Here is a 20813-nt window from a genome sequence, read left to right as displayed (position 1 = left end):
ACTGGCTAACGGCGCGCCTCCTACCCGATTCAAGCAGAGCCGCCCAGCTTCGACGCCTTTGCCTATGTAATTCCATCAGTCATTCTTATGTAAAACCATCAATGCAACTTATGTAAAATCGTCAGTGTGACTTATGTAATAATGCAGTGAGCTCAAAACACGCAGGAATTGTGACCTTTTGCAGCATTTCGTAGGCAAACAAAACCTCCGACTTGACGGGGTTTATCTCGCATGCAAGAATGACTAACGGTAAAAAGCACGTCCGCTGCCAGAGACAGCCGGTGCCGCAAGGCTTAAAGGGGAGACCCGCCTGCCGAGGTGGTCATTAGAATGCACTTTCTAAGACCCCACCTGGCACGCCAGGTGGGGTCTTTGCGCATGCAGGGCCCGCCAAGCACCGGCGGCGCGTGCCCGATTGCATGCAAGGGAGGTGTAACTTATGCCAGCTCAGTCCAATAAGGACATGTTCGAGAAAATCAAGGCTGATGTTGAGGCTTCTGAAGGCCTGTTTGTCATTGATTATCGCGGACTGTCCGTCAAGCAGACCCAGCAGTTGCGTCGTAGCCTCACCGAGGTGGGCGCACACATGAAGGTCTACAAGAACAACATTGTCAGGATTGCTCTCGAAGAGGCAGGTCAGCCCGACATCAGCGAGTCGCTGCAGGGTACCTGCGCATATGTTTTCTTTGATAAGGATCCTGTCGACACCGCAAAAGCTTTGAAGGAGCAGGCCCAGAAGCTCGGAAAGATCGAGTTTATCAGCGCTATTGCTGATGGTCAGGCTCTTGATGCTGAGGGTGCCAAGGCTTACGCAGAACTGCCTGGTCGTGATGAACTTATCGCTAAGCTCGTTTACGTTATCGGTAGCCCGCTGTCCGGTATTGCCCAGGTCGCTGCAGGTCCCGCAAGAGGTCTTGCTACTGTCCTTCAGGCTATCGCCGATCAGAAGGACGCTGCATAGCTCGTACGATTGCACGTCGCGCACAAAGCGCATTTGTTGCTAACCAGGGCACCTGCGTGCCCGACATAAAAGGAGAAATGACATGGCTGTCACCAAGGAAGAGATCATTGAGGCCCTGAAGGAGATGCCCGCCCTCGAGCTTTCTGAGCTGGTTCACGAGCTGGAGGACGTATTTGGCGTTTCCGCAGCTGCTCCCGTTGCTGTTGCTGCTGCTCCCGCAGCTGGCGCTGCTGCTCCCGCTGAGGAGGAGAAGACCAACTTTGACGTTGAGCTTACCGCTTTCGGCAGCAACAAGATTGCTGTCATCAAGGTTGTCCGCAAGCTTACCGGCCTTGGCCTGAAGGAGGCAAAGGAGAAGGTTGAGTCCGCTCCTGCAGTCCTGCTCGAGGGTGCTAACAAGGACGACGCTGAGGCTGCCAAGAAGGAGCTCGAGGAGTCTGGTGCTACCGTCACCCTGAAGTAAATTTGTCCTTTTGGCAAATTGCTTTTGTTGGTGAAAGCTAGTGGTTTAAACCGCTACGACTTCACAGATAAAAGAGTCTGGGATTCGTCTCGGGCTCTTTTTTGTTATGGGTCATCAACTTGGTCCTACGCGTTCTTTACGTAGGGCAAGGTGTGCCCAACGCAAATGCAAACTGCAAATGGTTCATGTTTCGGAGTGAGTAAGCACAAAAGGGCAGGTCAATTTTTTCTAAAGTCCGAGAAACGAACCATCTGTATAAAGGAGAGGCAAGCTAAGCAAACGAGGAGTGGCAAAACAGGCAAACTAACGACACATCGCCTCCACAGTTGACCTGAAAAAACGCCCTTCTAGTATTTTTATCCAATAAAGTCAAGCAAATTCTTGACGAAAGAGGAACTCTTCGGTACTTTATTAGATTGCGAAAAGTGCCATCTTTTACTCTTTTAAGGAGGATACGCCTGGTGTCTACCGCAAAGTCTTCCCAGCACCTGCAGTCCGAGCGTAGCAGGGTTAGCTTCAGTAAGATTCCCGCGTCTATGGAGCTGCCTAACCTCATCGCAGTTCAGAAGGAGTCGTTCGAGCGTTTCATGGGCGATGGTATCGCCGAATCGCTCTCTGAGTTCTCTCCGATTGAGAACTCTGCGGGCACAATGGAGGTCACCTTTGGCGACCACCAGTTTGGTGACGCTCCGGCAACTATTGCCGAGTGCCGTGCCAAGGATATTACCTATCAGGCACCTCTTTTTGTAGATGTGCGCTTCCTCAACAAAGAATCTGGCGAGATTAAAGAGCAGCTCGTCTTCATGGGTGACTTCCCCCTGATGACCGAGCGTGGTACTTTTGTCATCAATGGCACCGAGCGCGTCGTTGTCTCTCAGCTCGTCCGCTCGCCTGGTGTCTACTTCTCTCATGAGGTTGACAATGGCATGGACGTACACCACGTGCAGTTTATTCCTGCTCGCGGCGCATGGCTGGAGTTTGAGATTGACAAGCACGGTCACTTGGTGGTTTCTATCGACCGCAAGCGCCGTCAGTCTGCAACTGTCTTCCTGCGTGCGTTGGGCATCGCGGAGGATGATGACGAGATTTTGAACCTGTTGGGCGATTCTAACGTTGTCCGCAGCACTCTTGAGCGCGACGTCTCTACCAATCGCAATGATGCTCTGCTTGAGATCTATCGTCGTCAGCGCCCCGGTGAGCCTCCTACAGTTGACTCCGCTCGCTCGCTGATTGATGGCCTTTTCTTCAACAACCAGCGCTATGACCTTGCTCGCGTTGGTCGTTACAAGATCAACAAGAAGCTTGGTCTTGATGGCGATTCTCGCGTTATTACTGCAGAGGACATCATTACTGCCCTCAGGTACCTGCTTGCACTGCATGCAGGTGAAGCAGATCACAAACTTGATGATATTGATCACTTTGGCAACCGTCGTGTTCGCACCGTTGGCGAGCTTGTGCAAAACCAATTCCGTATCGGTATGAGCCGTATGGAGCGCGTCATTCGTGAGCGCATGGCTAGCCAGGACCCCAATGACATTACACCTCAGTCGCTGATCAACATCCGTCCCATTGTGGCAGCTATCAAGGAGTTCTATGGTTCTTCTCAGCTGTCGCAGTTTATGGACCAAAACAACCCGCTGTCGGGTCTGACTCACAAGCGTCGTCTGTCGGCTCTAGGACCTGGTGGTCTTGCAGGCCACAAGTCTGGCTCCAGCCGTCGCACCAATGTTCCGACCGCTGTCCGCGACGTTCACAACTCGCACTATTCTCGTATGTGCCCCATCGAGACGCCCGAAGGCCCCAACATTGGTCTGATTGGCTCGCTCGCTCTGTATGCACATGTCAATGAGTATGGTTTTATCGAGGCTCCTTATCGTCGCGTTGTTGATGGCAAGGTTACCGACGAGATTGACTGGATGACGGCAGATGAGGAAGAGAATCACAAGATTGCTCCCGCTGACGTTCCCACCGATCCCAAGACCGGTCGCTTTGTTGCGATGCACTCCAATGGTGAGCTCTATGAGCCCGATGCGGTAGTTGCCCGTACCCGCAACTTTGACGGCTCCTTTGGCGCACCCGAGCAGGTGCCCGTCGAGGAGATTGACTACATGGATGTTTCGCCGCGTCAGATGCTTTCTGTCGCAGCAAACCTCATTCCTTTCTTGGAGCATGACGACGCAAAGCGTACTCTGATGGGTGCAAACATGCAGCGTCAAGCCGTGCCTTTGCTGCGCACTACCGCTCCTTTTGTTGGCACTGGTCTTGAGCGCCGTGCTGCTAAGGACTCTGGCGAGCTGGTCGTTGCCGAGCACGCTGGCACCGTTGTTGAGGTCGATGCTTCCCACGTGGTAGTTGACACCGCTCAGGGTCCCGAGACCTACGAGCTGCCTAAGTATCAGCGCTCCAATCAGTCCACATGCATCAATCACCGCCCTGTCGTTCAGGTGGGTCAGCAGGTTGAGGCGGGCGAGGCCCTCTCCGATGGTCCTTCTATCGACCATGGCGAGCTGGCACTGGGCGCCAACCTTACCGTTGCCTATATGCCTTGGGAAGGCTACAACTACGAGGACGGCATCATTGTTTCTGAGCGTGTTGTCCGTGAAGACCTGCTGACTTCGGTTAACATTTCTCGTCACGAAATCGATGCACGCGATACCAAGCTTGGTCCCGAGGAAATCACCCGCGAGATCCCCAATCTCTCTGAGGACATGCTTGCCAATCTCGATGATGACGGCATCATCCGCATTGGTGCTGAAGTCCGTCCTGGCGATATTCTGGTAGGCAAGGTTACCCCTAAGGGTGAAACCGCCCTGACTGCCGAAGAGCGCTTGCTGCGTGCCATCTTTGGTGCCAAAGCGCACGATGTCCGCGACACCTCGCTCAAGATGCCCCACGGTGCCTACGGTCGTGTTGTTGATGTGGTGCGCTTTAGCCGTGAGGCTGGCGATGATCTCCCACCTGGAGTCAACGAGCTCGTCCGCGTCTTTGTTGCTCAGCGTCGCAAGATTCAGCAGGGCGACAAGATTTCTGGTCGTCACGGCAACAAGGGTGTTGTCTGCAATGTCTTGCCCGTGGAGGATATGCCCTACATGGCAGATGGTACGCCTGTCGATGTTTTGCTTGACCCCTTGGGCGTTCCTTCTCGTATGAATGTCGGTCAGCTGCTCGAGTGCCACCTTGGCTGGGCTGCAGCTCAGGGTTGGGATCTTGAGAACGCTGATTCTGACAAGGTTGTTGACGGCCCCCTCTATCTCTCTACGCCTGTCTTTGATGGCGCATCCGATATTGAGGTTGCCGAGGCTCAGCACCGCGCCAACGTCAATATCATGAACAAAGCCAAGCGCGTTTATGGCGAGCACATGGACGCTGCAGATGCCGAAGATTTGGCCTTTATCCCGCAACTCAACAACATGGGCAAAATGTCTCTCTACGATGGCCGTACGGGCGAGAAGTTCAAGAGCCCCATTACGGTAGGCACCTCTTATATCCTCAAGCTAGGCCACATGGTAGACGACAAGATTCACGCTCGTTCTACTGGCCCATACAGCTTGGTTACCCAGCAGCCTCTGGGTGGCAAGGCTCAGTTTGGTGGTCAGCGCTTTGGTGAGATGGAGGTTTGGGCACTGTACGCTTACGGTGCAGCAAACGTCCTGCGTGAGATTCTCACCGTCAAGTCCGATGATACCAATGGTCGTGTCAAGACTTACGAGTCCATCGTCAAGGGCGAAAACATTCCTGACGCTGGTATTCCCGAGTCCTTCAAGGTTTTGGTGAAGGAGATCCGCTCTTTGGCTCTCAACATCGAGCCTATTACCTATAAGAAGCAGGCACCAAGCACCCCGGTTTCCGCCGAGGATCAGGTCAAGTCTGTTGTGGATAGCTTTGCTTCTGCAAACAGCACCGATGACCTCATTGGTGCTCCCGCCGCGGAGCCTGTTATGGCCTCCAACAGCATCGACGATAAGGAGTAGCGAACGTGGCAGATTTCGATACGCCCGATTTCGACGCGATCAGGATCTCCCTTGCCTCTGCAGACCAGGTACGTAGCTGGTCTCATGGTGAGGTAAAGAAGCCAGAGACCATCAACTATCGCACGCTCAAGCCCGAGAAGGACGGTCTTTTCTGTGAGAAGATCTTTGGTCCTGTCAAGGACTGGGAGTGCGCCTGCGGCAAATATAAGGGCATCCGTTTTAAGGGTATTACCTGCGAGCGTTGCGGCGTGGAGGTTACTACCTCCAAAGTTCGTCGCGAGCGCATGGGCCACATCGAGCTTGCAGCTCCTGTGTCTCATATTTGGTATTTCAAGAGCCCCGCGTCCTTCCCCTTGGCTCGTCTTCTCGACGTCAAGAGCAAGGATTTGGAAAACATCCTCTACTTTGCCAGCTATGTGATCACCGAGGTTGATACCGAGGCTCGTGAGGCTGATGCCGAGGATCTTAAAGAAGAGCTGGCTGCTGACCTCGAAGAGCTTGATGCCGAGCGCGACGACGAGATTGCTCGCCTTATCGCTCAGGGCGAGGCAACAGATGATGAGTTCAGCGATGTTGAGCCCCTCTCTGCCGAGGAGGTCAAGGCGGGATGCGCCGACCTTGAGGCTGAGTATGAGGACGAAAAGAAACTTCGTCGCGAGGCATACGACAAGTTCATGCAGCTGGAGCCCCGTGAGCTTATCTCTGATGAGTCGCTCTTCTCTGAGATGAAGCATTACTACTCCATCTACTTCAAGGGAGGCATGGGTGCTGAGGCTGTTCGCGAACTTTTGCGCAACGTTGACCTTGGCACTGAGGCCGAGGAGCTGCGTGCCATCATTGCTGATGAGAATTCTCAAAAGCAAAAGAAGGATCGCGCTGTCAAGCGTCTGGAGATTGTCGATGCCTTCCTCAAGGGTGGTAACGATCCTGCAGACATGATCCTCGACGTTATCCCCGTTATCCCACCTGATCTGCGTCCTATGGTTCAGCTTGACGGCGGTCGCTTTGCTGCATCCGACCTCAACGATTTGTATCGTCGAGTTATCAACCGCAACAATCGCCTCAAGCGCCTGTTGGACCTCGACGCTCCCGCCATCATTGTCAACAATGAGAAGCGCATGCTTCAGGAGTCCGTTGACGCACTCTTTGACAATGGTCGTCGTGGTCGTCCCGTCTCTGGCCGCGGTGGCCGTCCTCTTAAGTCTCTTGCCGAAGCACTTAAGGGCAAGCAGGGTCGCTTCCGTCAGAACCTGCTGGGCAAGCGTGTTGACTACTCTGGCCGTTCGGTCATCGTTGTTGACCCTCAGCTCAAACTACACCAGTGCGGTCTGCCTTCTACCATGGCGCTTGAGTTGTTCAAGCCCTTTGTCATGCGTCGTCTAGTTGAGCTTAACCGCGTTGAAAATATCAAGGGCGCAAAGCGTGCCATCGATCGTAGTGAGTCCATCGTTTGGGACGTACTTGACGAGGTCATTAAAGACCGTCTTGTCCTGCTTAACCGTGCACCAACTCTGCACCGTCTGTCCATCCAGGCTTTCGAGCCCGTCTTGGTGGAGGGCAAAGCAATTCACCTGCACCCGCTAGTCTGCGCACCCTTTAACGCTGACTTCGACGGCGACCAGATGTCTGTCCATGTGCCTCTATCGACTCAGGCACAGGCTGAGGCGCGTGTCTTGATGCTGTCCTCTAACAACCTGCGCTCGCCTGCATCCGGCAAAGTACTGACCGTTCCTTCTCAGGATATGGTCTTTGGTGTGTACTATCTCACCACCTCAGATGAGCTGCCCGAGGGCGAGCATCCTCATGTCTATGCCAACTTTGAGGACGTCTTGGCTGCCTATGATGGCAATCCCGAGATGGATCTTCACCGGCCCATCGTGGTGCGCATTGATGCTGCTGATGCCAACATTGAGGAGGATGACAAGGAGATCTTCCGTGTCATGACCTCCAAGAAGAGCTATGAGGAATATGACGTCAGCGAACATGCTGAGCGTTTTGAGACAACGGTTGGTCGTGTTGTCTTCAACCGTCAGTGCCTGCCGCCTGATTATCCTTATATGAACTACAAGATGGCAAAGGGCGACATCTCTGCTTTGGTTAACGATTGCTGCGATCGCTATAGCACCGCTGCTGTTGAGCCAATCCTGGATGCCATTAAGGCCACTGGTTTCCACTACGCAACTCGCGCTGGTTTGACTATTTCCGTTTGGGATGCCGTTATTCCTGATGACAAGCCCGAGGTTTTGGCTGAGACCCAGGATCGCGTCAACACCATTAATGAGCGCTATGAGGACGGTTTCTTGACCGAGCTCGAGCGACACAATGAGGTTGTTAATGCATGGACTGCTTGTACCGAGCAGTTGGGTACCGAGATGCTCGAGGGCTTCTCTGGTGACAACCCCATTTACATGATGGCGGATTCTGGTGCTCGAGGCTCCAAGACACAGCTGCGCCAGCTTGCTGGTATGCGAGGCCTGATGGCCGATATGTCTGGTGAGACAATCGACCTGCCCATTAAGTCCAACTTCCGTGAGGGTCTGGAGCCCCTGGAGTACTTCATCTCTACCTATGGTGCTCGTAAGGGTCTGGTTGACACCGCATCCCATACCTCTGACTCTGGTTACTTGACGCGCCGTTTGATTGACGTTGCTCAGGATGTCATTGTCCGCGAGGAGGATTGCGGTACCGATGAGGCAGTGTCGTATGACCTCATCAAGCCGGGCGAGAGTGCAGTTGACACCGACCTTGTTGGCCGTTGTGCACTCAATGACATCGTTGCCGCTGATACTGGCGAGGTTATTGTTGCTGGTGGCGAATATGTCGAGTCTGTCGATCAGCTCCAGCGTATGTATGACTCTGGCCTGCGCAAGGTTGAACTCCGTGCTCTGCTTACCTGCAAGTCCAAGTATGGTGTTTGCCAGAAGTGCTATGGCTGGGATCTTTCTACTCGTCGTCCCGTCAATATCGGTACAGCAGTTGGTATCATCGCCGCTCAGTCCATTGGCGAGCCTGGTACTCAGCTGACCATGCGTACCATTCACTCCGGTGGCGTTGCTGGTGCTGACGATATTACGCAGGGTCTTCCTACGGTTGCCCGTATGTTTGACGTTGTTGGCAATGTCAACGAGAAGATTCTGGGTCGTGAGGCCGACTTGGCTCCGTACTCTGGCCGCCTGCGCATTACGCCCGAGCAGACTGAATACCTTATCCAGTTATTGGATCTTGATGATGAGACCCGCGTGCTGGAGGAGTGGCGCGTGCCTGCTTCTGCCCGCTTCATGCCTGGCATGGAGGATGGCGTGGCCGTGCGTGCTGGCGATCAGATTACCCGCGGCTTTGTCAACTTCCGCAAGCTCCGTGGCCTTACCGATATTGAGGCGACGATGCACACCTTCGTCAAGTCGGTCAAGGATGTCTATACCTCGCAGGGTGTAGATTTGAACGATAAGCATATTGAGGTTATTGCTCGCCAGATGCTGCGTCGCGTCCGCGTTACTAACCCTGGTAGCTCTACTTACTTGCTGGGTCAGTACGTTGATCGCTACGAGTTCGCTGATACCGTACGCAACATTACCCTTGCTGGTGGCGTCGCACCTGAGGCCGAGCCTGTTATTTTGGGTACGCTCAAGGTTGCAAGTACTGTGGATAGCTGGCTGTCCGCCGCATCTTTCTCGCGCACCGCAGGCATTCTGACTGAGGTTGCTATCGAGGGTGCTACCGACCACCTGCTGGATCTCAAGTCCAATGTCATCATTGGTAAGCGTATTCCTGCAGGTACTGGCCTTGCCGCTTATAACGATGTCGAGCTTACCTATCATGGTCAAAAGATCGATGGACCCACCTCTCCCATGGCTAATAGTCTGCCGGAGTGGGCTCCCGATACTCTCAAGGGTATCGAGGAGAAGTTGCCCAAGCAGCTCGATTGGGTTGGCGATGATTACGGCTATGGCGGTGTCTTCTCTAAGAATGGCCGCACGCTTTCTAGCGAGGATGCCAAGCTGTATCTCTACGATGATCTGGGTGTGTCGCAGCGCTGGACCAACAAGTTCTCCGAGGTGGGTATTGAGACCGTTGGTGATTTGATTGGCAAAAACGAGGATGACCTGCTGCACATTGATGGCATCGGCGCCAAGGCTATCGAGGAGCTACGTGAGGGTCTTGAGGCCCGCGGCCTGCTTTATATCCTGGAGCCCGATGAGGACGAGGCTGACAGCGAGGATCTCTCTCAGTTGTTCAACATGGTTTTCTCGCCTGATGCTGATGTGATGTTGGGTACTGCTGCACCTGCCACCCCAGGCGTTCTTTCCCAGGAGGATTTGATTGGCGGCAGTAGCAGCGACCAGGGTGATGAGGAAGTCATCAACGAGGATCTTGGTTCTCTGCACGACCTTCTCTCTCAGGTTGAACGCCGTGAGGATGAAGAGTAAGGCAGATCTGTTTGCCTACTAGGTGAGATTTATAGGCTTCGAGCCTTGTGTGAGGCGCCTCCCATTTCTTGGATACGAGAAGTGGGAGGTTTTTCATGCGAAACGACTAAGGCTGAGATGCGACGAGGACATGAGACGAATGGCTTGCCCAGAGCGCTAGGGGATACTCCTTCAATCAACACAGCTTTGTTTGCCAAAAGCCACACATCTCTTCAATCAGCATCGTTCTGCTTGTCAAAAGCCACGTTTCGTTTCAAACAACACGGCTTTGCTTGTCAAACGCCACATTCTGTTTCAGAAAAAATGTCAAAAGCCACAGATCTCTTCAATGGCCTTCACGTTTGCGCAGGTAAATTTTTTGCGATATGTGGCTTTTGGCTAAAAAAGTGAAGCAGAACGTGGCGTTTGGCATCTGGTGTGAAACAGAGTGTGGCTTTTGGTACCTGACATGAAATGGAACGTGGCTTTTGGTGCCTAGTATGATTCGGAGTATTGTCATCGGCCAAACTGAACCTTTTAAACAAGCTGGATCTTTTAAACAAGCAAAACCCTGCCGTCCAGGAATAGATAGGAAAGCAGAATCTACGATAGGAAAGCAGAGCCTACGGCTTGTGGAAGCTCGATGGAAGAAGTATACGCCCGGATGCGTGGCTTTTTGACAACAGCGAGATATCAGCGTAGATTTACACCTTGCGTCAATCTAGGGATGGGGGTGCTGCCCTGCCCTTGAATAAAAACGGCGGCGTATACCACGTCAGCCTAGCAGATTTCGATTGGGTACGAAGGAGAGAGCTTTGCCTACAATCAACCAGCTCGTCCGTCAGGGTCGCGTACAGCAGCATGCTAAGTCCAAGAACGCTGCCCTCCAGCACAACCCCCAGAAGCGCGGTGTTTGCACCCGTGTCTTCACCACCACCCCCAAAAAGCCTAACTCGGCACTTCGTAAGGTGGCTCGTGTCCGTCTTGTCAACGGCATTGAGGTTACGGCTTATATCCCCGGTGAGGGTCACAACCTCCAGGAGCACTCTATCGTGCTAATCCGTGGTGGCCGTGTTCGCGACCTTCCTGGTGTCCGCTACAAGATTGTCCGCGGCGCTTACGACTGCGCAGCTGTTCAGAACCGCAAGAAGGCTCGTTCTCGCTATGGCGCAAAGCGCGCAAAGTAGTTCCGAACCCTCGGCTAGGATCGCGTTATGCATCCAGCCACCTATTAGCATTCGTTTCGTCGCTTAGGAGATTCACATGCCGCGTCGTGCAGCAGCTATTCGTCGTGAGGTTCAGCCTGACGCCGTTTACAACAACCGTCTCGTTACTCAGCTGATCAACAAGGTTCTTCTTGATGGCAAGAAGGCCACTGCTGAGCGCATCGTCTATGGTGCATTTAATCTTGTCCAGGAGAAGACTGGTGAGGATGCCCTTGCAGTCTTCAAGAAGGCTATGGACAACATTCGCCCGACCCTTGAGGTTAAGCCCAAGCGTGTTGGTGGCGCTACCTATCAGGTGCCTATGGAGGTTAACTCCCGCCGCGCAACCACCCTTGCTATCCGCTGGATGGTCAATTTCAGCCGTGCTCGTAAGGAGAAGACCATGGCAGAGCGCCTGGCCTCCGAAATTATCGATGCCTCCAATGGCGTTGGCGCTTCCGTCAAGCGTCGCGAGGACCTCTTCAAGATGGCAGAGGCTAACCGCGCCTTCTCGCACTATCGCTTCTAATCCGCGTCGAGAAGATACTGAGGAGCATTTTTATGGCTAAAAGCAAATATAGCCTCGAGCAGTTGCGCAACATCGGCATCATGGCGCACATCGACGCAGGTAAGACCACCACTACCGAGCGTATTTTGTACTACACGGGCAAGACCCACAAGATTGGCGAGGTCCACGAGGGCGCTGCAACCATGGACTGGATGGCACAGGAGCAGGAGCGTGGCGTAACCATTACCTCCGCTGCAACTACGTGCTTCTGGAAAGATCACGTCATCCAGATCATCGACACCCCAGGTCACGTTGACTTTACTGCCGAGGTCGAGCGTTCTCTGCGTGTTCTCGACGGTGCTGTTGCTGTCTTTGACGCTGTCGCAGGCGTTCAGCCTCAATCCGAGACCGTCTGGCGTCAGGCTTCCAACTACGGCGTTCCCCGCATCGCTTTCATCAATAAGTTTGACCGCGTGGGTGCCGACTTCTTCCATGCTATCGATACCATGAAGGAGCGCTTGGGTGCTAATGCAGTTGCAGCTCAGATTCCTATGGGTTCTGAGTCCAACTTCTGGGGCATCATCGACCTGGTCACCATGGAGGCATGGGACTTCAAGGAAGATGCCAAGGGCATGATTTATCCTGAGGTTATGGATGCCATCCCCGAGGAGTTTGTCGAGCTGGCAAATGAGAAACGCGAAGAGCTGCTTGATGCCGCTTCCAACTACTCCGACGAGCTTATGGAAGCAGTTCTCATGGAAGAGGACATCGACGTTGACATGCTCAAGGCTGCCCTGCGTAAGGGTATCTTGGCAAATGACTTGAACCTCGTCTTTGTTGGCTCTGCTTACAAAAACAAGGGTATTCAGGAGCTGCTCGACGCTGTTGTCGACTACCTGCCCAGCCCGCTTGATATCGCTGCGACTGAGGGCACCAATCCCAAGACTGGCGAGGTTGAGCAGCGTAAAGCTGATTTCAAGGAGCCCTTTGCAGCTTTGGCATTCAAGATTATGACCGACCCTTACGTCGGCAAGCTGACCTACTTCCGTGTGTACTCTGGTCGCGCCGATGCAGGTAGCTACGTCTACAACGTCAACAAGGACAGCCGTGAGCGTTTGGGCCGCATCCTTGAGATGAATGCAAACGACCGTGTTGACCGCGAGGAGTGCTCTGCTGGTGACATCGTTGCATGCGTTGGCTTCAAGAACACCACCACGGGCGACACTCTCTGCGACGAGAAGCACCCCATCGTGCTTGAGTCCATTGAGTTTGCAAAGCCCGTTATCGACGTTGCTGTTGAGCCCAAGAGCAAAGCCGAGCAGGAGAAGATGGGCGTTGGCCTGCAAAAGCTGGCCGAAGAGGACCCGACCTTCCAGGTTCACACCGACCATGAGACCGGCCAAACCATCATTGCTGGTATGGGTGAGCTGCACCTCGAGATCATCGTTGACCGTCTCCGTCGCGAGTTCAAGGTCGACTGCAACGTTGGTAAGCCCCAGGTTGCTTATCGTGAGACTGCAGGACATGAAGTCAAGCATGTCCAGGGCAAGTTTGTCCGCCAGTCCGGTGGTCGTGGTCAGTACGGCGACGCCATCATCGACATGGAGCCCAATGAGGAGGGTAAGGGCTACGAGTTCATCGACGCAACTGTCGGTGGTTCCATCCCCAAGGAATACATCCCCTCTGTTGACAAGGGTATTCAGGAAGCTCTGGAGAGCGGCGTAATCGCTGGTTACCCCGTTCAGGACATCAAGGTTACCTTGGTAGACGGTTCCTACCACGAGGTCGACTCCTCTGAGGCAGCCTTCAAGATTGCTGGTTCGATGGCCATCAAGAAGGCCCTGCAGCAGTCCGATCCTGTCCTGCTTGAGCCGGTCGAACGTGTCGACGTTGAGACCCCCGAGCAGTACATGGGCGACGTCATGGGCAACCTCTCTTCCCGCCGCGGAAAGATCGAGGGTATGGAAGACCGTAGCAACGTCAAGGTCATTCGCGCCAAGGTGCCTCTGGGCGAGATGTTTGGTTATGCTACCGACCTTCGTTCTCAGACGCAGGGTCGCGCAAGCTACACCATGCAGTTCGATAGCTATGAGCCTGTCCCCAAGAGCATCAAGGACGAAATCATCGCCAAGAACGGCGGCACCGCTTCTTAAGTCAACGACCGAGCAGAAAGCTCACCGATGGAGGTACCAAAAGTGTCAAGCCAGAAGATTAGGATCCGCCTCAAGGGCTACGATCACGAGGTCGTCGACCAGTCCGCCAAGCTTATTGTCGAGACCGCTCAGAAGACCGGCGCAAAGGTTGCAGGTCCTATCCCCCTGCCTACCGAGCGCAATCTCTACACCGTCATTCGTTCGCCGCACAAGGACAAGGACAGCCGTGAGCAGTTCGAGATGCTCACCCACAAGCGTCTGATCGACATTGTCAATCCTGGTGCGTCTACGGTTGATTCGCTGATGCGTCTCGACCTTCCCGCAGGCGTCGACATTGAGATCAAGCTCTAAGCAGAGCAGACCTCGCGTCTAGCAAGCAAGTTTCAGCCCTGTCTTCCTTTGGGAGGCGGGGCTTTTCTTGTACGCAGGGGAGAAGGTGGGCGGTTGAGGAAACGCGGTATCCAGATGAGGAGTAAGCACCGCTGACAGAATGTATAGGCAAAACCCAGCAAAAGCGTGCTGCTACCCACGTATGATGGGAAATTGATCAAGAGCGTTGGGGGGATGCTTTTGCCATCTCGGAAATCTGTGAGGGGGAGCTATGTACGACGTCGCCATCATTGGCTGCGGTGTTATTGGCGCTGCATGTGCATATGAGTTGTCGCGCTACGACCAAAGCGTTGTAATTTTGGAAGCAAAAAACGACGTCGCAGCAGGTACAACAAAAGCTAATAGCGCCATTCTGCATGCAGGTTATGATCCCGCCCCTGATACATGGATGGGCAAGCTGAATGTTCGTGGCGTAAGGCTTGCGCGTGATATTTGTCAGCGTCTTGATGTTGGCTACGAGCAATGTGGCAGTCTAGTTGTTGCATTTAGTGAAGCAGATCTTCCCACTCTCGAGACTCTCTATCAGCGCGGTCTTGCCAATGGTGTGCCAGGTATTGAGCTAGTGGATGCGGCGCGCGCACATGAGCTAGAACCTGAGTTATCCGATGCAGTTGTCGGCGCTCTTTGGGCCCCCTCTGCTGCCATTGTCAATCCGTGGGAGTTTGCTCTTGCTATGGCAGAAGTTGCGGTGCGCAATGGTGTTGAACTGCGCCTTCGTGCTCAGGTGACCGCCGTCACACGTACGTCTGCTGGTGCGTTTGAGCTTACTGTGCCCCAAGGTATTGTCAGTGCTCGCACCGTTATTAATGCCGCTGGTGTTGCAGCTGGTCAGGTTCACGATTTTATTGCGACCCCAAGCTTTCACATTACGCCAACGCGTGGCCAGTACCACCTGCTGGATCACAGCTCAGCAGGTATTGTTCGCCATGTCGTCTTCCAGTGTCCCAACGAGCGTGGCAAAGGCGTGCTGGTGGCGCCCACGGTACACGGCAACGTGATAGTTGGCCCTGATGCAGAGCCCTTGCCCGACGACCAAGCAGACAATACCGCCTGTACGGCAGCGGGTCAGGACTTTGTTGCACAACAAGCCCTGCTTTCCATACCAAAGCTCAATCTCCGCGATAACATTCGCAACTTTGCAGGCATTCGTGCCAATGTTGATTCTGGTGACTTTATCATTGGGGAAGCCCCTGATGTTCCAGGCTGGTTTGATCTTGCAGGCATGAAAAGCCCTGGTCTCAGCTGTGCTCCTGCAGTTGCCGAAGTTGCAAGTGATTGGCTGGCTAATCGCGGTATCCGCGGAGTAAGAAAGCAAAACTATCAGGATGGCCGCACTCATATTCGTTTTGTCGAGCATACGCCTGATGACCGCGCTGCATTGGTTGCTCAAGATCCCGCTTATGGTCGCATTATTTGCCGCTGCGAAACGGTAACCGAGGCAGAAATCATCCATGCACTTCACGAAGAAATTCCGGCCACAACGATTGATGGTGTCAAACGTCGTGCTGGTACGGGCATGGGCCGTTGTCAAGGAGGCTTCTGCGGGCCGCGCATCCTTGAGCTCATCTGCCGAGAGTTGGACATGAGCCCATTGGAGGTTTTGCAAGACGAGGATGGCTCGTATGTCTTGGATTCCTTGGCAAAGGGAGGGGAGTGATAGTTATGCAGACACAGGCAAATATGCAGCAAAATACTCCCTATGAGCTGATTGTTGTTGGCGGCGGCCCTGCCGGTCTTGCTGCTGCAAATGCCGCATGGCAAGCAGGACTGCGTCGCGTGCTTATTGTCGAGCGCGACCGCGAGTTGGGTGGTATTCTCAATCAATGTATTCATAACGGCTTTGGTTTGCATCGTTTTGGTGACCAGTTGACTGGTCCTGAATATGCTGAGCGTTACGAAAATATGGTGGCGGAAACGGGCGTTGAAGTTGCCCTCGACACGATGGTTCTCTCAGTTGAGCCCGCTACTGCGCCTGCTTTGGATGTGGGAGAAAAACCTCTTCATCATGTCCATCTCATCTCTCAGGCTGAGGGTTATCGTGTTCTCGCTACTCAGACAATTGTCCTTGCGATGGGTTGTCGTGAGCGTACGCGTGGTGCCATCGGTATTCCTGGTACACGCCCCGCAGGCGTGTATACCGCGGGAGCCGCCCAGCGCTATATCAATATGGAAGGCTACCTTGTTGGCAAGCGTGCAATCATTCTGGGTTCAGGAGACATTGGTCTTATCATGGCGCGCCGCATGACACTCGAAGGCGCAAAGGTCGCAGCAGTAGTCGAGCTAATGCCCTATTCAGGCGGTCTGTCCCGCAATATTGTGCAGTGCTTGGACGATTTTGGTATTCCGCTGCTGCTCGCACATACCATCGTAGATATTCGTGGTCACAGGCGTGTTGAACAAGTTGTTGTCGCAGAGGTTGGTCCCGATAACAAACCCGTGGCAGGTACCGAGCAGACCTTCGATGTGGATACGGTCTTACTTTCCGTTGGTCTGCTTCCCGAAAATGAGCTTACGCGCCAGGCGAATATTCCGCTAGACCCCCGCACGCGCGGCGCTGTCGTATTTGAGGATATGCAAACCCAGGTGCCAGGTATTTTTGCCTGTGGAAATGTTGTACAGGTGCATGATCTTGTTGACTTTGTTAGTCAAGAAGCAGAACTTGCTGGTGCCGCAGCTGCAGCTTATGTACAGAGTACAGATAGCACCGAAAGCATTTCTGTGGTTGAGCTGACGCCAGGCGAAGGTGTTTCATATGTTTTGCCACAGCGTATCCGTGTGAGGGACGGACAGACAACTAGCGTATCTTTCCGCGTACGCAAACCTATGGGTCGCAGTCAAATATGTCTGTCTGCAGGTGATACCGAAATTAAAACGTTCCGTCGCCAGCGTATGGCTCCTGGCGAGATGGAGCACGTTAAACTGCGCGGTGCTGACCTCGCTTTGTATGCTGGGGGTACGCTTCGGCTTTCGGCCCAAGAAATGGGTGAGTAGTTATGACAGAAGTAATTTGTACCTGTTGTCCTCAGGGTTGCCATCTTCAGGTAGACGAGCAAAACGGTTACGCCGTTACTGGTAATGGTTGCAAACGCGGAGCAGTTTATGGTCCGCAGGAGTTGCAGCATCCTGTACGCATTGTGACTACAACAGTAGCGATTGTTGGTGCCGCTCATCCCACTTTGCCCGTCAAAACTGCTGCTGAGGTTCCCAAAGAGCGCATGGCAGATATTGTTGCTGCTCTGCGCACTCTGCGAGTGACTTCACCAGTCCACATGGGGGATGTTGTGCTTGCCAATGTTTGTGATACGGGTGTTGATGTTGTTGCTACACGGTCGTTGTAGGAGCTTACCTACGACCGCTTACTCCAAGCTGGGACGGAAGGCCAAATGGGTTTCCTATAATTACTTCAAGCAGTGCACGGTTACTTAGTCTCTTGCCAAAAGGGGAGTCCGCCATGTCCGCACCACGTTATGTTATTGCTCTTGATCAGGGAACAACCTCTAGCAGAAGCATTGTTTTTGACCAAAATCAGCAGGTAGTTGGCGTGGCCCAGCGTGAGCTCACTCAGTTTTTTCCTGAAGAAGGATGGGTTGAGCATGACCCCCGTGAAATCTGGGCAAGTCAGATTGGCACGATGAACGAAGCCGTTGCTGCGTCGGGTATCGACCCCTCCTGCATTGCTGCAGTTGGTATCACCAATCAGCGTGAGACAACAGTTATTTGGGATCGCGCGACTGGGGAACCCATCTATGACGCGATTGTCTGGCAGTGCCGTCGCACGGCGGGAATTGTTGATGAATTAGTGCGCCAACCAGGTATGAAAGAGCATATCCGCGCCACAACGGGTCTGCTTCCTGACGCCTATTTTTCTGCAACCAAGATTCGCTGGATTCTCGATCACGTCCCTAGTGCTCAGGCGCGCGCCGAGCGTGGTGAGCTTGCCTTTGGCACTATTGATTCTTGGCTGGTTTGGAAGCTTACGGGCGGCGCGGCTCATATTACTGATGTGACTAATGCCAGTCGTACCATGCTCTATGACATCCACTGCCTTGACTGGGACGATGCAATTTTGCGTGCTCTTGATATTCCGCGCGCGCTACTGCCTGAGGTGCGTTCCAACAGTGAAATTTACGGTTACACCGATTTTATGGGTCAGCGAATTCCCGTTGCAGGTATGGCTGGCGACCAGCAGGCAGCGCTATTTGGTCAAGCTTGTTTTGGTGCAGGTGATGCAAAATGCACCTATGGTACGGGCTGCTTTTTGTTGATGAATACGGGCGATAAGGTCGTAACTAGCGAAAATGGCCTGCTTTCTACTATTGCCTGTCAGATTGATGGCAAGACAAACTACGTGCTTGAGGGATCGGTATTTGTGGGTGGGTCGCTGATTCAATGGTTGCGCGATGGCCTTGGCATCATTCACAACAGCTCCGATACGGGCAGACGTGCTGCAAACGTGCCTGACACGGGCGGCGTATATTTGGTGCCAGCCTTTACTGGTCTTGGTGCGCCGTGGTGGGATATGTATGCGCGTGGCACAATGGTGGGTATCACGCGTGGTACGACCGCTGACCATATCATTCGCGCAGCCGATGAAGCTATTGCTTATCAGGTTGCTGATTTAGTATGCGCAATGGAAGCCGATACAGGATCGCCGTTGACAGCACTCCGCGTTGATGGAGGAGCTACTCGCGACGCATTTCTTATGCAGTTCCAATCTGACATTTTGGGCAAGCAGGTTTTGCGCCCACGTATTCTTGAGACAACTGCACTGGGTGCTGCTTGTTTAGCAGGACTTGCCACAGGAGTGTGGGATGGTCTTGATGATATCAAGCAACGCTGGAGCTTGGGCCATAGCTTTGATCCAGCGATGGATACGGCACGCGCACAACAACTAGTCGATGGCTGGCATCGTGCTGTAGATCGCAGCCGCGGATGGATTCAGCCTGCCTAGACGTCTAGGGTTATACACTCGGCATAGTCGGTTTGCATGCACCACATCAAAGCGCTGTGGCAAGCAACTAAAGCTATTCGGTTACAACTGCCGTGCCCGAGACGGTTACCATGAGCATGCTGCCGCCCTCGCCGAGAGCCTCGTAATCACAACGCACCCCAACAACAGCATTGGCGCCCATTGCAACGGCGCGCTTGCTCAGTTCGGCAAGAGCGTTATCGCGAGCTTCGACAAGTTCTTCTTCGTAACCTGCAACGCGACCTCCAATAAAGTTACGGAAGCCCGCAGCAAAATCACGTGCAAAATTAATGCCTGCAATAACCTCCCCAAAAACAAGGCCCTTGTACTCTTTAATGCAATGTCCTTCGATGCTGGGTGTTGTGGTGATAATCATGGCAATCTCCTTCTCGCGCTTACTTTAATAAATTGTATTTTATGGGAAAGGTTTTCCACGTACGCGAGCTTTACTTTTCTGCATGAGTTTGCAGGTATAGCGATTTAACTTTCGCAGGAAAATATCGACCATTAGCGGAATATGTAATGAGAAACGATACAATTATTCCGAATTTCATTAGACTCATAGTCAAGCTTCGCAGCGGAGATGAACACTCTTTTGAACGAGAACTTACAAAGGAGAAAGAAGCTTCATCATGAGTATTCAGATAAAAACTAGCGATGATTCAACGATGGAAAGCAAATCCTATTTTGAAAGCAACGGCAAATGGCCTAAGTGGACAAAGTTTCTTGACTATTTTTCGCGGGTTTGGCTCGTAGCAATACTTTCCTATTTAGTGGCTTTCCTTTGGCTATTGGTGGAGTTTGCACAAGGTAAAAATTCTATAGTCCCAGCATTTCATTTTTTGATAGGCATCTGCCTTTTGATACCGTGGTTTGGTATTTCACGCGAGCTTTTTCATATTTTTTCGGCTATCGCAGAAAATGGAACTCCTTTTACAAGGGACGTTGTCAAGAGCTTATATCGCACGAGTTTCTTTCTGCTTGCTCTGCCCATCGTTCAAATAGTGGTACAGATGCTGATCGGAGTCTTGATGCATGGACACATCCCCCTGTTTAATATTTCGCTGGGATATGGGGGAATGCCAGATCTCAATGACTTATTTTATTCAGAAGTAGATCAGCCGGCTATTACGATTGGTATTGCATCATTTTTGGTATCTGGAGTTGTTGCCATCCTTGCGAAGGCATTCTCCTATGGATGTGAATTACAAGATGAAGCAGACCATACTGTGTAGGGAGACCAGCATATATTGGAAACGGGTTGTGTGATATAGCTATGCCCATCATTCTTCATGTAGATGACTTGCTACGCAAAAAAGGTTGCACAGTGCAAGAGCTTGCTGATGCAGTGGGGATTTCACGTGTCAACATGTCTCATATCAAAACAGGAGATATCCGTGCTCTACGCCTTAGCACACTAGATGGCATCTGCGCTTTCTTTGATTGTCAGCCCGGAGATGTGCTCGAGCATATTCCCGACGATATCGACTAGTTCTGCTCCGCTGCTTGCGTAGCTCTTCATTTCCCGCTGTTGTTGCGTCATGTTTTCATCGTCTTCCGTTCCTCCTTAGACCCCCACGAGTGCCAAAAGCCACATTCTGTTTCAGAAAAAATGTCAAAAGCCACAGATCTCTTCAATGGCCTTCACGTTTTCGCAGGTAGATTTTTTGGGCGTGAAGAGATGTGTGGCTTTTGGCTAAAAAAGTGAAGTAGAACGTGGCTTTTGGCAAGCGGAATGATGCTGATTGAAGAGATGTGTGGCGTTTGGCACGTAGGGCTGCTCCAAC

General features: G+C 52.9%; 15 protein-coding genes and 1 other annotated feature. Of the genes, 14 read left to right on the top strand and 1 reads right to left on the bottom strand.

Going from position 1 to position 20813, the window contains the following annotated elements; translation table 11 throughout:
* Positions 1 to 250: 250 nt before the first annotated feature.
* Positions 251 to 384 (top strand) — a sequence feature (ribosomal protein L10 leader region).
* A gap of 55 nt (positions 385 to 439) precedes the next feature.
* The 12 genes from rplJ to glpK all read left to right on the top strand — a co-directional run bounded on the left by rplJ (position 440) and on the right by glpK (position 19008).
* Complete coding sequence (gene rplJ / locus HMPREF9069_RS08695) at positions 440 to 961, top strand: 50S ribosomal protein L10 (protein WP_021626916.1); 522 nt, start codon at positions 440 to 442, stop codon at positions 959 to 961.
* A gap of 82 nt (positions 962 to 1043) precedes the next feature.
* Positions 1044 to 1424, top strand: a complete 381-nt coding sequence (rplL, locus tag HMPREF9069_RS08690; protein ID WP_021626915.1) for a 50S ribosomal protein L7/L12 — start codon at positions 1044 to 1046, stop codon at positions 1422 to 1424.
* Between the two features lie 461 nt (positions 1425 to 1885).
* The gene (rpoB, locus tag HMPREF9069_RS08685; RefSeq protein ID WP_035438986.1) at positions 1886 to 5395 is read left to right on the top strand and encodes a DNA-directed RNA polymerase subunit beta; all 3510 of its coding nucleotides are present in this window, start codon (positions 1886 to 1888) and stop codon (positions 5393 to 5395) included.
* A gap of 5 nt (positions 5396 to 5400) precedes the next feature.
* Positions 5401 to 9822 (top strand): DNA-directed RNA polymerase subunit beta', encoded by a 4422-nt coding sequence (locus HMPREF9069_RS08680; RefSeq protein ID WP_021626913.1) that lies wholly within the window; start codon positions 5401 to 5403, stop codon positions 9820 to 9822.
* Between the two features lie 794 nt (positions 9823 to 10616).
* Positions 10617 to 10988: a 30S ribosomal protein S12 gene (gene rpsL, locus HMPREF9069_RS08675; RefSeq protein WP_021626910.1), complete on the top strand. Its 372-nt coding sequence runs from the start codon at positions 10617 to 10619 to the stop codon at positions 10986 to 10988.
* 76 nt (positions 10989 to 11064) lie between these two features.
* Positions 11065 to 11535, top strand: coding sequence for a 30S ribosomal protein S7 (gene rpsG, locus HMPREF9069_RS08670; protein WP_021626909.1), 471 nt, complete (start codon positions 11065 to 11067; stop codon positions 11533 to 11535).
* Between the two features lie 32 nt (positions 11536 to 11567).
* Positions 11568 to 13667 carry an elongation factor G gene (gene fusA, locus HMPREF9069_RS08665; protein ID WP_021626908.1) on the top strand — a complete coding sequence of 700 codons (2100 nt, stop codon included), beginning with the start codon at positions 11568 to 11570 and terminating at the stop codon, positions 13665 to 13667.
* 42 nt (positions 13668 to 13709) lie between these two features.
* A complete protein-coding gene (gene rpsJ, locus HMPREF9069_RS08660; RefSeq protein WP_035439003.1) occupies positions 13710 to 14018 on the top strand; it encodes a 30S ribosomal protein S10 in 309 nt (102 codons plus the stop codon).
* Positions 14019 to 14268: 250 nt separating this feature from the next.
* The gene (locus tag HMPREF9069_RS08655; RefSeq protein WP_021626905.1) at positions 14269 to 15714 is read left to right on the top strand and encodes an NAD(P)/FAD-dependent oxidoreductase; all 1446 of its coding nucleotides are present in this window, start codon (positions 14269 to 14271) and stop codon (positions 15712 to 15714) included.
* Positions 15715 to 15719: 5 nt separating this feature from the next.
* Positions 15720 to 17048: an NAD(P)/FAD-dependent oxidoreductase gene (locus tag HMPREF9069_RS08650; protein ID WP_021626904.1), complete on the top strand. Its 1329-nt coding sequence runs from the start codon at positions 15720 to 15722 to the stop codon at positions 17046 to 17048.
* A gap of 2 nt (positions 17049 to 17050) precedes the next feature.
* On the top strand, positions 17051 to 17395 hold the full coding sequence (locus HMPREF9069_RS08645; RefSeq protein ID WP_021626903.1) for a DUF1667 domain-containing protein: 345 nt from the start codon (positions 17051 to 17053) through the stop codon (positions 17393 to 17395).
* Positions 17396 to 17508: 113 nt separating this feature from the next.
* Positions 17509 to 19008, top strand: coding sequence for a glycerol kinase GlpK (glpK, locus tag HMPREF9069_RS08640; protein WP_021626902.1), 1500 nt, complete (start codon positions 17509 to 17511; stop codon positions 19006 to 19008).
* A gap of 73 nt (positions 19009 to 19081) precedes the next feature.
* On the opposite strand, the gene HMPREF9069_RS08635 is transcribed toward glpK, so the two are convergent.
* Positions 19082 to 19402 (bottom strand): heavy metal-binding domain-containing protein, encoded by a 321-nt coding sequence (locus tag HMPREF9069_RS08635; protein WP_021626901.1) that lies wholly within the window; start codon positions 19400 to 19402, stop codon positions 19082 to 19084.
* 256 nt (positions 19403 to 19658) lie between these two features.
* Between HMPREF9069_RS08635 and HMPREF9069_RS08630 the strand changes: the two genes are divergently transcribed.
* Complete coding sequence (locus tag HMPREF9069_RS08630) at positions 19659 to 20261, top strand: hypothetical protein (protein WP_021626899.1); 603 nt, start codon at positions 19659 to 19661, stop codon at positions 20259 to 20261.
* A 41-nt stretch (positions 20262 to 20302) separates the two neighbouring features.
* On the top strand, positions 20303 to 20518 hold the full coding sequence (locus HMPREF9069_RS08625) for a helix-turn-helix domain-containing protein (RefSeq protein ID WP_035439000.1): 216 nt from the start codon (positions 20303 to 20305) through the stop codon (positions 20516 to 20518).
* Positions 20519 to 20813 lie beyond the last annotated feature (295 nt).

The sequence above is a fragment of the Atopobium sp. oral taxon 810 str. F0209 genome (genome assembly GCF_000466405.1).
Classification (GTDB): Bacteria; Actinomycetota; Coriobacteriia; order Coriobacteriales; family Atopobiaceae; genus Olegusella.
The sequence above is the reverse complement of the archived record's forward strand: the minus strand, read 5'-3'. Positions and strand labels throughout refer to the sequence as shown.